Here is a 12,761-nt window from a genome sequence, read left to right as displayed (position 1 = left end):
GGTGGCCGACGTTGTCAAGCAAGGAGTCGGTGATCTCCAACTTAAAGCAAGAACTAAGAACTGAGAAGACCATCGCGCGAAACGAGCTCTCCTCGGACCAGAGAAGGGAATTGTCTTTTCTGGTCTGCAAGCATGCATCAGAGTGGCTGAAGACGAAAGACATAACCTCACTGATGGCCTATGTATCTTTCCGTTCTGAACTCGATACCAACGCGCTTCTTACACAGGCGTGGAAGGACCAGCGAAGGGTACTGCTGCCGCGTGTCATTCCGGCAAGTGGTGCAATGAGTGTCCATATGGTAAATGCGTGGAGTGAGCTTAAGCCGGGGGCGTATGGTATCCATGAACCTATTGTATCCGGCAAAGATTCAAAAGAGATTGAAGTTGTTACACTACCGGAGGTTGTGTTTGTTCCGGGGCTGGCTTTTGATCTTCAGGGAGGCAGGCTTGGTTACGGCCGAGGATACTATGATCGACTGCGTGCGTCATGGGAGACGGAAGAGTATACCGCTGCGAAGCCCCCTGTCTGGATCGGGCTAGCCTTTGTTATGCAACTGGTTCCGAAAGTGCCCATGGATGAGCATGATGCCTTTATGGACATGCTGATTACTGAAAATGGCATAGTGCACTGCCGAAAAGGAGAGTGAGCCGTGGAATTGACCCATTTTAACGAGCAGGGAAGAGCTCGTATGGTGGATGTGAGCGAAAAGGAGATTACAAAGCGGACAGCTGTCGCGCGGAGTAAGATCAAGATGGCTGCTGAGACACTTAGCGCCATCAAGGAAGGCAAGATCAGTAAAGGAGACGTACTTGCCGTTGCGCAGATTGCTGGGATCATGGCGGCCAAGAAGACGTCTGACTGGATTCCGATGTGCCATCCGCTCCCGCTTACCGGTATTGATATCAGCTTCTCCGATAACAGCGAAGATGAACTTTATATAGAAGCAACAGTCCATATTACCGGAAAGACCGGAGTTGAAATGGAGGCATTGACCGCTGTTTCTGCCTCAGCACTAACGGTGTACGACATGTGCAAGGCTCTTCAGAAAGACATGATTATCGGACCAACGCTCTTAGTGTCTAAAAGTGGGGGCAAGAATGGAGATTACGCGCTTGAACAATGATCAGAGCTGACGTTGGATGCGCTGAAGCAAATGGGCTGCACTGTACAGCCAATTATACATAGAGAGGGAGGACAAACCTATGGCGTGGAAAACAGCAATCCTAACGGCCAGCGATAAAGGGGCCAGGGGCGAACGGGAAGACACGAGCGCCCAGGTTATTCGGGAGCTGGTGGAGGAGGAGCTTGGGGGCGAGATCGTTGAATATCGGATCGTGCCCGATGAACAAGATGAGATTATCGCAGCTTTGATAGAACTGACAGATTATTTTCAAGCAGATCTGGTATTGACTACCGGAGGGACGGATTTAGCGATACGCGATGTGACTCCGGAGGCTACTCGGCGTGTAATCGAGCGGGAAGTGCCTGGACTCTCAGAAGCGATGCGAAGTACGGTGATGCAAAAAAACCGTGCGGTGATGCTATTCCGCGGGATATGCGGCATTCGTGGACGTACGTTGATTGTCAACTTACCGGGCACACCGAAGGGTGTACATGAGAATTTGGCTGCCATTATGGATCAATTACCGGAAGCGTTACTCATGGTAACTGGCCAATACCGCCAATAACATTGTCATATTCTTGTCACGTCACAAGGATAAACTATTTATAGAAGATAGTGGATGTAACTGTGACATAAGTTATGGTATTATTAATTTATCGTAAACGATACCATGATCGGATAGACGGACAAGGAGGAATAATAATGTTTAGTGGAATTGGTACTCCGGGTATTATTTTGTTGGTTATACTGGCACTGCTCCTCTTTGGCCCAAATAAACTGCCAGAGTTAGGCCGCGCAGTTGGACGAACCTTCCGTGAATTTAAGGAAGGCGCACGTGAAATCATCGGTGATGGTGATCCGGTGAAGAAGAGCGAAGCTCCTGTGCCGACGGCCCCGCAGACGGTCGCTGCAGATATTCCTCAGGACAAACGCCTGCCGGAATAATAAAAGGTTTAACAATGGGGCAATCTCTCAAGTCTAATAGACTTAGGAGAGGCCCCTTTTTTCAAAATATAAGAAAAAATCAGTTTCATACTATACATTATCCTTATATTTCTCGCATGAACGCTAACCGTCCTTATAGGGACGTCAAAGGCGTTTTTGCTTGTTGCTTTCTGCAGAAACGGGCATAGCTTGACACAAAGTTGGTGTAACGTTTCTACTCTTGTCATGGGATGGTGTCAGGATGTCTCTCGAATCGGAAGAAATGTCGGTGGTGGATCATCTCACCGAGCTGCGTAAACGGATTATTTATGTACTGATTGTATTTATTTTGGGGTTGGTAGGGGGGCTGTTCTGTGCCAAACCAATTTACGATTATTTAATTAGTACAGATCTAGCACAAGGCTTTGTTCTGCATGCGTTCTCATTCTGGGACGGTATCGGAATGTATATGAAGATTGCGATGGCGGTTTCATTAGTCATTTCAGTTCCTTTTATTGCTTACCAGCTGTGGGCGTTTATTAGTCCGGGCTTGCGGGCAGAAGAGCGTAGTGCGACACTACGTTATGTTCCCTATGTTTTTGTCCTTTTTCTAATCGGTCTTTCTTTTGCTTATTATATTGTATTTCCAATGGCGCTTTCGTTCACGATCTCCATCACCCGGAGTATGGGGCTGGAAGAGACCTACGGAATTGCGCAATATTTCAACTTCATGTTCAGTCTGGTGCTACCTTTAGCGTTGTTGTTTGAGCTACCGCTGTTGGTGATGTTTCTGACTAAACTGAGGGTTCTTAACCCGATACGCTTGCGTAAAATGCGTCGATACGCTTATTTCACGCTTGTCTTTATCGCAGTAGTCATCACTCCCCCGGATTTAATCTCGGACTTTCTGGTGACGATTCCACTGCTTGTGTTGTATGAGTTCAGCGTATTCTTGTCTGCCTTCGTTTATCGTAAGCAGCTTGCTGCGGATGCAGCGCGCGAAGAACAGTACACCAAGAGTGAGGATTGATGAAAAGAGAGCTGTCACTAAGTAGATTTTTCTACGAAAGAGACAGCTCTCTTTTGTTTTAAAACGCTGCCAAAGTAAATACTTGTTTAGTCTTTTTGAAATGTTCGAGCGTAGGTGGTACAGTTGAGACTACTGGGAATCTTATGCATATTTTCACACCCTGTGGATAGAATGTATAGAGTGTGTGCCTAGGACAACCAGTGAAACGTTATTTTTTGCGAAAACAAATGCGAATTTGTGTAAAAGGACTTGAAATTCGGGCTCAAGTTGAGTATCATAAAAATTGTTGTTAGCACTACAGACCGTCGAGTGCTAACGCTTATGAAAAATATGAGATGGACCAGAATTTCATAGCGTCCAATTGATATTTTTCATAAACACCAGAGAGTCAGAAGTAAGACCGGTAAGTTCTAAACTATGTTTTGAAGCAAAATAACATAATTTTAAAGGAGGCTATTTTTTCATGATCAAACCTTTAGGTGAACGCGTATTAGTGCTACCGAGCGAGCAGGAGGAAACCACTTCATTCGGGATTGTGCTTCCGGACTCCTCGAAAGAAAAGCCACAAGAAGGAACTATTATTGCAGTAGGTAGCGGAGCTTTGAAAGATGGAGTACGTGTAGCGCTTGAAGTTAAAGAAGGCGACCGTGTTCTTTTCTCAAAATATGCAGGAACAGAAATCAAATACGAAGGTAAAGAATATTTGATTATGAAAGAAAGCGACATTCACGCGATTCTTGACTAAGCGAGAGTCGATCATAAGCTAAATCTAAACTACTTAAAGTAACGTGATATACAAAAAATTCTAGGAGGTAATTACACAATGGCTAAAGAAATTAAATTTAGTGAAGAAGCTCGCCGCTCTATGTTGCGCGGTGTTGATGCTTTGGCAAATGCGGTAAAAGTTACACTTGGACCAAAAGGTCGCAACGTGGTGCTTGAGAAGAAATTTGGTAGCCCGCTTATCACTAACGATGGTGTAACTATCGCTAAAGAAATCGAACTTGAAGATGCATTCGAGAACATGGGTGCTCAACTGGTTAAAGAAGTTGCTACTAAGACTAACGATGTAGCTGGTGACGGTACTACAACTGCAACGGTTCTGGCACAAGCTATGATCCGTGAAGGTCTGAAGAACGTAACTGCAGGCGCTAACCCAATGGTTATTCGCAAAGGGATCGACAAAGCAGTTCGTGCAGCAGTTGAAGAATTGCAAAAAATCGCTAAGCCAATCGAAGATTCCCAAGCTATCGCTCAAGTAGCTGCTATCTCTGCTGCTGACGAAGAAGTGGGCCAATTGATTGCTGAAGCTATGGAAAAAGTAGGTAAAGACGGTGTTATCACTGTTGAAGAATCCCGTGGATTCGCTACTGAACTTGAAGTCGTAGAAGGTATGCAGTTCGACCGTGGTTACATTTCCCCGTACATGATTACTGATACGGACAAAATGGAAGCTGTTCTGGAGAACCCATACATCTTGATCACTGATAAAAAAATCAGCAGCACTCAAGAAATCCTTCCATTGCTTGAAAAAATCGTTCAACAAGCTAGACCGCTTGTTATTATCGCTGAAGATATCGAAGGCGAAGCGCAAGCAATGCTGATCGTGAACAAACTGCGTGGAACATTCAACGCTGTTGCTGTTAAAGCTCCTGGCTTTGGCGACCGCCGCGAAGCTATGCTGCAAGATATCGCTGCCCTGACTGGTGGCCAAGTGATCACTGAGAAGCTCGGTCTTGACCTGAAGAGCACATCCATTGAACAACTGGGTAACGCACGTCAAGTACGCGTAACTAAAGAAAACACAACAATCGTCGACGGAAGCGGCGACAAAGCGGACATCAATGCTCGCGTAAGCCAAATTCGTGCTCAACTGGAAGAAACAACTTCCGAGTTTGACAAAGAAAAACTGCAAGAGCGTTTGGCTAAATTGGCTGGCGGCGTAGCCGTTGTCAAAGTTGGCGCTGCAACTGAAACTGAATTGAAAGAGCGTAAACTTCGCATCGAAGACGCCCTGAACGCAACTCGCGCTGCGGTTGAAGAAGGTATCGTTTCCGGTGGTGGTACAGCTCTTGTGAACGTATATAATGCTGTTGCTGCTGTAGATGTAACTGGCGACGAGAAAACTGGTGTCAACATCGTGCTTCGCGCGCTCGAAGAACCAGTTCGTACCATTGCAGCTAACGCTGGTCAAGAAGGTTCTGTTATCGTGGATCGCTTGAAAAAAGAAGCTATCGGCATCGGCTACAACGCTGCTACTGGCGAGTGGGTGAACATGTTCGAAGCGGGTATCGTTGACCCTGCGAAGGTAACACGTTCTGCTCTTCAAAACGCTGCATCCGTAGCGGCTATGTTCTTGACTACTGAAGCAGTTATTGCTGACAAGCCTGAGCCTGAAAAAGGCGGCGGCATGCCAGATATGGGCGGCATGGGTGGAATGGGCGGCATGATGTAATATAGGCTGTATAGCCTGTAACATCGAGGGTTTCCCGCAAGGGAAACGCCGTTTGACCACAATGAATAAAAAGAGGCTTTTCACGAGTTCAAATTGAACTTTGTGGGAAGCCTCTTTTTTAGATCGTCAAATATCTGGTTAGACATCTTGTTCATATTGGATTAAATTAAAATTTATGCGAATCAAACCGATTCTAAAATTTCATTAAAAAAATATTCCAACGCAAACAAGTCTGTTGGTACAGTGTTGACACTGATCAAAGTGGACTTCTTATAGGTTGAGTAAGAAATCAAATTCGCAAATGAAATTTAAAGTGTTACATGGCACTGGGGACGTGAGTTATTCCCGTCCCTATTTTAATCGTGATTGAGGCTTGCCGGATACATCTCCATCCGATGAAGATCAATGACCATGTTGCCATTTGTCCAATGACACAAAAGTGCCTACATAAGCAAGTATCTACAAAGGCCTGCCGTTTCAGGCTTTTTTATTTTTATGTAGGCAAATTGATGTCACGCTAAAATGCACTAATCTGCCTACATTATGGGATTTCGACATAAAACTACCTACATTGTGGCGGTGCTTTTACATACTGTTACCTACAAAGTATCTAATGAGATTTTATAGGCGGTTATATGGTTGCCCAAGGTAAGTAGTTCTTTGTCATCCACTGAGTATGCACGGTTGTATCGAGGAGTAATAAGTAAAGGTTCATCCGAAGGAGGGTTACAGTAGCGCGACTAGCTTTATATTGGCAGGAGTCTGCATGGGGTTCCTTTCTTTGTGGCGAAAAAAAAGATTTCATTGTACAGGAAGCATTTTGTAAACTTTTTTAATACTTGGCACTCGTATTGCGCAGATTGAAACAAGTCCAAATAACTGTTCTCGTTTCGTATATAATTACCATCATCATACCAATTCATGAATAGGTTATTCCATTTCTTTCGTTCACATAGATACGGCTCCATGACAATGACTTTTCCGTCTGGTTTCAAGATCCTTTCGAATTCAAGCAGATACCCCTTGATTTGCTTGTCATCGATATGATGAAGAACGGCTACAATAAAAATATAGTCGATTGAATCATTTTGGGCTGGAATCAAATTTTCTTTAAAAATCATAAAATTATGATTCGGAAATAGCCGCTTTGCAAGTCCAACCCTTTTACCATCCGGTTCTATGCCGAGATAAAGACCAGGTTTGAAAATACTGCAATTTGCACCTGTACCGGATCCAAAATCAAGAACGGTTTTGTTCTCTAAATGGAAATGGTTTTTTATATGTTCATGGATATATTTATTTGTGAACCACTTTGGACGAACAAACCAATGATACATTTGTGGAGATAAAGGCATATATTTACCACCTTTCATTTATGTAACGAAAAGTAATATAACTCAGTTACCCGGTAAACATCCATGGAACAATTTCCCTATCGACATTCAAGGGAAAAATTATATGACACAAAATTTACTGTATAGTGTTTAATTATTGATTTGGTGTGCCAAGAAAAACGTTTTCCTTTTACGGAAAAGAATTATAAGTTTGATGTCAGTCTTTTTGGATAAATAATTTAATTTGTTCAAATACGCCCAAGGGATAAATCAGTATGTATGGTTTACTCGATGTGTTAACTCCCATCTTAGCAGCATGCCAAGATGGGAGTTATTTGATTTCAGATATTTGATTGTGTTTCTAACTTTTGACTAAACAACTACTTTTAGCCTCTAGAATAAAGGAGAGAGCAATGTGGCAAAGACTTCTTTCATCTTTTGAATCCTGGAGCGCTTTTCAAATTCCGAAAGCGAAATTTCATAACTTACGCTTAGATCTCGGTAAAAATCTTGTACCAGGCGATCAACGACCTTGCCGTCAAAAAAGACCGCATTAAGTTCAAATTACTCGCAAAAGCTGCGCATAGAGCGCTAAAATGATCCAAAGCAAAGGTTACGTCTAACCTCCTTGTCCAAGAGATTCGGGTACTTAAGTGTTCTTTGTATAGAGTGACAAATCTATACGCAAGATACTACTAAGATTTTTTGGATAAAGGAGCAGTGAGCAGTGAGGCTGGAAAGGAATAGGCAACGATCAGATGCTTAATCATTGGCATTGACGTTGATTCGACGACTGTCAAAGCAACCGTTTTGATTCGGCAACCAATGAAATTTTGTGGTCGGATTATCAACGTCACCATACTAAGCAGGCGGAGAATGTTCTGGAATTTCTGGTCGATGGAGCTGTTCGATAACGAGATGCAAGAGAAGGGTCGCTCGATTCTGGATCAGATGAAGCAAGACAATCGTCTCGCCATTCTGTTGATCGGCCGCCCCTATCACTCCGATCCGGGCTTAAATCATGGCGTACTGGAGGAGTTTCAGGTGCTGGGTTATCCCGTGTTGTCCATGCGCTCCATCCTCAAAGATGAAGCATGACTTCAACGGTTTTTCAAGAGCAACCTACTCTCGAAATGACCGACGTCTGGCCTGAAAACTTTAGTTCAAACAGCATGCAGAAGGTGTGGGCAATTTTCGCGTTCCATCCAACCCAATATAGCCGTCTTAGACCTGTCAAGTTTCAAGTGAGGTCAAGATAATCCACCTACGATTGATCGACTCATATCATCTCAACCGTGGGCACGCCATATTCGGCTTTGCACGATATCGATACGAACAAACCTAGCGGTTCGATTAAAATACGCGTTAAGACGTATGCGCACAGCCTGGGCCTCCATGAAGAATGTTTACAGGATTTGGCCAAGAAAAAGGCGGAATTGCAGCATCTTAAAAGCGTTCCGAGTTGTTGGAAAAACATCTAAGAATAACCCATACAGTGATATGGAGTGAAACGAGTTATGGTAATGGAGAAAAAGAATCTTGAGGTCGAGCTCCGCTTGTTCAGGAAGAACAGGAGAAGGCGACCGGTATGCCTTTGGGATTTTTCAACTGGCTTTCCTTTCGAAAAAAGGGAGTTGGAAAATGTAAATCAAAGTTGATCGATCTCGTGAAATTGGGAAGAGGCATGTCAGGCTACGAGTCTCTTCCCGCCAAATCAGGCATTTCAAGGAGGGGGAGTTCGATGGGCGCGAGAAAAAAAAGTGCCATTATGCTCGTTTTATGTCTAAGTTTGCTTGTAACTGCTGGCTGCAGGACGGAGTCCGGCGAACGGACAAATCAATTGAAGACCAAGTCAAATATCACATCAAATCAATCTGCCAAACCTGTCGTATTGATCTTGATTGATTCTTTAATGGACAAGTCACTGCAAAAAGCGATTAAAGAGGGCCGTGTACCCGCAATGCAGTATCTGCTCAAAAACGGGCAATATTTCCAGAAAGTCGTGAGTTCATTCCCTACGATGTCTGTGACGATTGACAGTTCATTATTAACAGGAACGTATGCAGACCAGCACCAAGTGCCTGGACTTGTTTGGTATAGCGGGAAAGAAAAACGCATGATTTACTATGGTAACGGTGCCAAGGAAGCGTTTAAAATTGACCAATTGCAAGTACTGATGGATGCCATTTATCAGATAAATCAGGTTCAATTGAACAAAAAAACGAAAACTATACATGAAGAGTTAGCTGAAAAAGGTAAAGACTCCGCATCGGTTAATGCTATCGTTTTTAGAGGGAAGACGGAGCATATCCTAAATGTGCCGCAGTGGATTGCTTTCAGTACGCGTTTGCCGGAACATATTAACGTAACGGGACCGAAATGGTTGTCCTATGCGGCACTTGCGCAGCAAGATCCAAAGAATGACGGGAATGCTCGACCATGGAAAAAATTCGGCATGAATGATGAATTTTCCGCGCAAGAGCTCGCATTTCTTGTTAAACAAAATAAACTTCCGAATGTAACTATTGCTTACTTTCCGGAAAATGATAACACCCTTCATAGAAAAGGCCCTACCGAGTTGGAGGGAATCGAGAAAGCCGATCAAGCGCTGCAGGACGTGCTTAACGCTTACGGTTCATGGGAGCAAGCTTTGAAGAAAGCGGTATGGATCGTCATGGGAGACAGTGCGCAAAGCTATATATACGATGATCGCGAAAGATCCATTGTTGATTTAAGGCCACTGTTGAACCGTTACCGTATAGCAAAAATAAATCAATCCATAGGAACCGATGATCAGATCGTGATTTCCGCTAACGAACGAATGGCCTATGTGTATGCAATAGATTCAAAGATTAAATTATCGGACATCGTGAAGCTTTTGAAAAACGAGGATAAGCTCGATATCATCGCTATTAAAGACGAGAAAAATATTCATGTTACTACAGGAAAGAGCGATAAAATGTTTTCTTATTGTCCCGGCGGAAAATATGTGGATGAATATGGTCAATCGTGGTCGTTATCAGGTGACCCTGAACTTGCGGATATTACGATTACGAGCAATCGGATCAAATATGGAAAGTATCCTGACGTACTTGCGAGATTATACGGAGCTATGCATTCCCATGAGGGAAGATATGTTGTCGTTACGGTGCATCCTGGTCATGAAGTCATTGGGGAAAGTTCCCCTACCCACGTCGGTGGGGGCGCCCATGGTTCGCTGCATGAATTGGATTCCCTCGTTCCATTAATCGTATCCGGAACGAATACCCGGCCGAAGACACTGCGAATAATCGATATCAAAGACTGGATTCTGAAGTTGGCGGAATGAATCCAAAGGGCTTGAGTTTGAGCAAGTAATAATAAATGCTCAAGACTATGAAATGAGTAGAGAAGGAATAAACTATTTGCATTATGTTGCAATATCTAGACCAGAAGAGAGGTTATTGAAATAACTTTATGGACAGATATAAAGGGTATTAGCTACCATTTCCAAGTATACGGTAACCAAACAGAACCATACTGGAATAAAGAAAACCCTTATAGATCAAGGTTATAGACCACCGCGACGAATGAGAACCAACTAACCTATGTTCCCGCAGCCAAAGAGCGGCGTACCGTGAAATATTCCTTCCCGTGACTGTACCGCAATCCCCAACTAATGTTATAAGACGTATCTTCGCTTTGCCGCTGATTAACCGATGAAATGATTGACAAAATCATTTCATCATCAAGCACAGGATTGCTATGAAATAGGTTAGCTTCGTTCTCCCTGCGTCTAATAGAATCGAAAGTGTTGCACAATTCAAAAAGTAACGGGAAATAACGTAAATTAGTCAGTTTTGCAATACTTTGTTAAGAACAACAACCCCTGTCCTTATATTGTTACAGGAACGCTTGACGATTCCAAAACAATTAAGGAAGGGGTTGTTGCTTTTATGGAGCAACTGCATGTGTACACTTCAAAGACGTTATGCAAATCCTGCAATTATCCTCACAACCGTTTATGCCCTATGTAATAACGGCACGTTACCAAGCGTGAATTCCGGCTGAAAAATGAAATGGAGGTAATATTAAATGTCAATGTCCTTTTTGTGTGCAATTCACTAAAGGTATTTTTTTCAAATAAAAAACAAAAAAATTTGCAAGGATTCTTATTGGTCAATCGTATCAAGTATAGAAAGGAGAAGAAATGGCCCAATTACCGATTGATATCAACGATAATATTTCAGCTATACTCTCCAAATATTCTGACCTTGTACGTCGAATATGCTTTCTATATCTACATAATAGTGCAGATGTGGATGATGTTTTTCAAGAAGTATTCCTAAAGTTGTTACAAAATAACTCCCGCTTTGAAAGTGCTGAACATGAAAAAGCATGGCTAATAAGAGTTACAATCAATAAATGTAAGGACATATTAAAAAGCTTTTGGCGAAAGAAAATTGTTTCAATTGAAAGTGTAGAATTGCCATTTGAAGATCAAACAGATAATGAACTCTTGCTGGTCGTTTTATCACTTCCGGACAAGTACAAGGATGTTATCTATCTATTTTACTACGAGGAGTATACCGTACCTGAAATGGCTCAGTTACTAAATAAAAAAGCAAATACCATTTATTCTCACTTACACAGAGCAAGGGAACTTATTAAACAAAAGTTAGGAGGTAAAGAACATGATTACACGCTTTAAATCTGTTTTAAATCAAATTAAAGCCGAAGACGCCTTAATAAGCAGAACTGAAGTATTTCTAAAAGACGCATTAATTAATAAGAATACTAAAAACATAAAATTCAATAATTGGAGGACATTGTTTATGAAGAAAAAGTTAGTAGCAGCTGCTTGCATGGCAGCCTTAATAGTTGGTGGAAGCGGTGCGGCATACGCCTATTATCAAACACCGGTCTCATACCTTAGCCTGGACATTAACCCCAGCGTAGAAATAGGAGTTAACGCATTTGATAAAGTTGTAAAAGTTGAAGGAATCAATGACGACGGCAACAAGATATTGACTAAAATAAACATAAAAGGTTCTAATGTTACTGTAGCTATCAGTATGCTGGTTTCATCTGCCGTTGATAATGGTTTTATAGCTGATAACGGTTCATCTGTTGTTTCTCTTACATCTGAAACAGATAATTCAAATACCGCAGCCAAACTTGAAAACGATGCTGAAACCGGAGTAAATCAGGCTTTACAGGAAACTGACAAAACAGCAACTGTTTTAAAAGATAATGTTGCCCTTGCTCGCAGGGACCAGGCGAGAGCTTTAGGTATCAGCCCTGGAAAACTTAATCTTATAAATAAGCTTCGAAAAGTTGATCCAACCGCTACTGAAGATGAGTATAAAGATGCAAGTGTCAAAGATATAATGAAAACTATAAATGATAGTAAAGACAAGCTTAAAAATAACGCTGATAATAAGGATAAAAATAAAGATCAAACAAATAGTACAGCCGACAATAATACCAATGCTAGCACCACTACCACCGGCACTGCCGCAGACTCAAGTAATGCAAATAATACAAATGCAGCTAAAATAAATAATGCGTCTAAAGCTAATGAAAAAGAAGATAAGATAAGCGATGAGGACAAGGATAGCAATGATAATCATGCCGCCAGTGTGACCAATAAATCTAAAAAAGATGATGATGAAGATAATGATAAAAATGAAGTAGAAAACAAAAACCAGGGCGGAACCAAAAGTAATGCTGCAGCTCATGCAAATAAGAATAGTGATGCAAATAAGAGTAGTGATGAAAATAAGAATAGTGATGCAAATAAGAGTAGTGATGAAAATAAGAATAGTGATGCAAATAAGAATAGTGATAAAAAAGATCAGAATGAAGATAATTAACTAAAGCAAAATCCTACCTTGAGAAGAAGTATGGGCTAT

The 12,761-nt window shown here is 42.2% G+C and carries 13 protein-coding genes; 11 read left to right on the top strand and 2 right to left on the bottom strand.

Translation table 11 applies throughout. From position 1 onward, the window contains the following. The first annotated feature begins 11 nt into the window (after positions 1 to 11). The 7 genes from UQ64_RS18490 (at position 12) to groL (ending at position 5,533) form a co-directional block, all read left to right on the top strand. On the top strand, positions 12 to 647 hold the full coding sequence (locus UQ64_RS18490) for a 5-formyltetrahydrofolate cyclo-ligase (protein WP_060625010.1): 636 nt from the start codon (positions 12 to 14) through the stop codon (positions 645 to 647). A gap of 3 nt (positions 648 to 650) precedes the next feature. Then, positions 651 to 1,124: a cyclic pyranopterin monophosphate synthase MoaC gene (gene moaC / locus UQ64_RS18485; RefSeq protein ID WP_060625009.1), complete on the top strand. Its 474-nt coding sequence runs from the start codon at positions 651 to 653 to the stop codon at positions 1,122 to 1,124. A gap of 79 nt (positions 1,125 to 1,203) precedes the next feature. Next, on the top strand, positions 1,204 to 1,689 hold the full coding sequence (locus UQ64_RS18480; protein WP_020429419.1) for a MogA/MoaB family molybdenum cofactor biosynthesis protein: 486 nt from the start codon (positions 1,204 to 1,206) through the stop codon (positions 1,687 to 1,689). Positions 1,690 to 1,826: 137 nt separating this feature from the next. Next, positions 1,827 to 2,069, top strand: a complete 243-nt coding sequence (locus UQ64_RS18475; protein ID WP_042185275.1) for a twin-arginine translocase TatA/TatE family subunit — start codon at positions 1,827 to 1,829, stop codon at positions 2,067 to 2,069. A 241-nt stretch (positions 2,070 to 2,310) separates the two neighbouring features. Beyond that, positions 2,311 to 3,078 carry a twin-arginine translocase subunit TatC gene (tatC, locus tag UQ64_RS18470; RefSeq protein WP_060625008.1) on the top strand — a complete coding sequence of 256 codons (768 nt, stop codon included), beginning with the start codon at positions 2,311 to 2,313 and terminating at the stop codon, positions 3,076 to 3,078. Between the two features lie 463 nt (positions 3,079 to 3,541). After that, entirely contained in the window at positions 3,542 to 3,823 is a 282-nt protein-coding gene (gene groES, locus UQ64_RS18465) for a co-chaperone GroES (protein ID WP_036676506.1), read from the top strand. Positions 3,824 to 3,901: 78 nt separating this feature from the next. Then, positions 3,902 to 5,533, top strand: coding sequence for a chaperonin GroEL (groL, locus tag UQ64_RS18460; RefSeq protein WP_060625007.1), 1,632 nt, complete (start codon positions 3,902 to 3,904; stop codon positions 5,531 to 5,533). 746 nt (positions 5,534 to 6,279) lie between these two features. On the opposite strand, the gene UQ64_RS18455 is transcribed toward groL, so the two are convergent. Further along, positions 6,280 to 6,888, bottom strand: coding sequence for a class I SAM-dependent methyltransferase (locus tag UQ64_RS18455; protein WP_060625006.1), 609 nt, complete (start codon positions 6,886 to 6,888; stop codon positions 6,280 to 6,282). An 804-nt stretch (positions 6,889 to 7,692) separates the two neighbouring features. On the opposite strand from UQ64_RS18455, the gene UQ64_RS32925 reads away from it, so the two are divergent. After that, a complete protein-coding gene (locus UQ64_RS32925; protein WP_425339600.1) occupies positions 7,693 to 7,965 on the top strand; it encodes an acyl-CoA dehydratase activase-related protein in 273 nt (90 codons plus the stop codon). A 643-nt stretch (positions 7,966 to 8,608) separates the two neighbouring features. Beyond that, a complete protein-coding gene (locus tag UQ64_RS18445; protein ID WP_060625004.1) occupies positions 8,609 to 10,195 on the top strand; it encodes an alkaline phosphatase family protein in 1,587 nt (528 codons plus the stop codon). 257 nt (positions 10,196 to 10,452) lie between these two features. On the opposite strand, the gene UQ64_RS31745 is transcribed toward UQ64_RS18445, so the two are convergent. After that, on the bottom strand, positions 10,453 to 10,668 hold the full coding sequence (locus UQ64_RS31745) for a hypothetical protein (RefSeq protein ID WP_209445836.1): 216 nt from the start codon (positions 10,666 to 10,668) through the stop codon (positions 10,453 to 10,455). A 388-nt stretch (positions 10,669 to 11,056) separates the two neighbouring features. On the opposite strand from UQ64_RS31745, the gene UQ64_RS18440 reads away from it, so the two are divergent. Further along, complete coding sequence (locus UQ64_RS18440) at positions 11,057 to 11,557, top strand: sigma-70 family RNA polymerase sigma factor (RefSeq protein WP_060625003.1); 501 nt, start codon at positions 11,057 to 11,059, stop codon at positions 11,555 to 11,557. Next, positions 11,541 to 12,722 carry an anti-sigma-I factor RsgI family protein gene (locus tag UQ64_RS18435; RefSeq protein WP_060625002.1) on the top strand — a complete coding sequence of 394 codons (1,182 nt, stop codon included), beginning with the start codon at positions 11,541 to 11,543 and terminating at the stop codon, positions 12,720 to 12,722. Before UQ64_RS18440 ends, UQ64_RS18435 begins: the two co-directional genes overlap by 17 nt. Positions 12,723 to 12,761 lie beyond the last annotated feature (39 nt).

Origin of the sequence: Paenibacillus etheri, assembly GCF_001012825.1 — a bacterium.
GTDB classification, from domain to species: domain Bacteria; phylum Bacillota; class Bacilli; order Paenibacillales; family Paenibacillaceae; genus Paenibacillus_AQ; species Paenibacillus_AQ etheri.
The sequence above is the reverse complement of the archived record's forward strand: the minus strand, read 5'-3'. Positions and strand labels throughout refer to the sequence as shown.

What these genes read in the sequence shown, in the direction of transcription:
- UQ64_RS18480 (WP_020429419.1), top strand. Translation starts at nt 1,204, where the DNA reads ATGGCGTGGAAAACAGCAATCCTAACGGCCAGCGATAAAGGGGCCAGG.
- UQ64_RS18475 (WP_042185275.1), top strand. Translation starts at nt 1,827, where the DNA reads ATGTTTAGTGGAATTGGTACTCCGGGTATTATTTTGTTGGTTATACTG.
- tatC (WP_060625008.1), top strand. Translation starts at nt 2,311, where the DNA reads ATGTCTCTCGAATCGGAAGAAATGTCGGTGGTGGATCATCTCACCGAG.
- groES (WP_036676506.1), top strand. Translation starts at nt 3,542, where the DNA reads ATGATCAAACCTTTAGGTGAACGCGTATTAGTGCTACCGAGCGAGCAG.
- groL (WP_060625007.1), top strand. Translation starts at nt 3,902, where the DNA reads ATGGCTAAAGAAATTAAATTTAGTGAAGAAGCTCGCCGCTCTATGTTG.
- UQ64_RS18455 (WP_060625006.1), bottom strand. Translation starts at nt 6,888, where the DNA reads ATGCCTTTATCTCCACAAATGTATCATTGGTTTGTTCGTCCAAAGTGG.
- UQ64_RS32925 (WP_425339600.1), top strand. Translation starts at nt 7,693, where the DNA reads ATGAAATTTTGTGGTCGGATTATCAACGTCACCATACTAAGCAGGCGG.
- UQ64_RS18445 (WP_060625004.1), top strand. Translation starts at nt 8,609, where the DNA reads ATGGGCGCGAGAAAAAAAAGTGCCATTATGCTCGTTTTATGTCTAAGT.
- UQ64_RS18440 (WP_060625003.1), top strand. Translation starts at nt 11,057, where the DNA reads ATGGCCCAATTACCGATTGATATCAACGATAATATTTCAGCTATACTC.
- UQ64_RS18435 (WP_060625002.1), top strand. Translation starts at nt 11,541, where the DNA reads ATGATTACACGCTTTAAATCTGTTTTAAATCAAATTAAAGCCGAAGAC.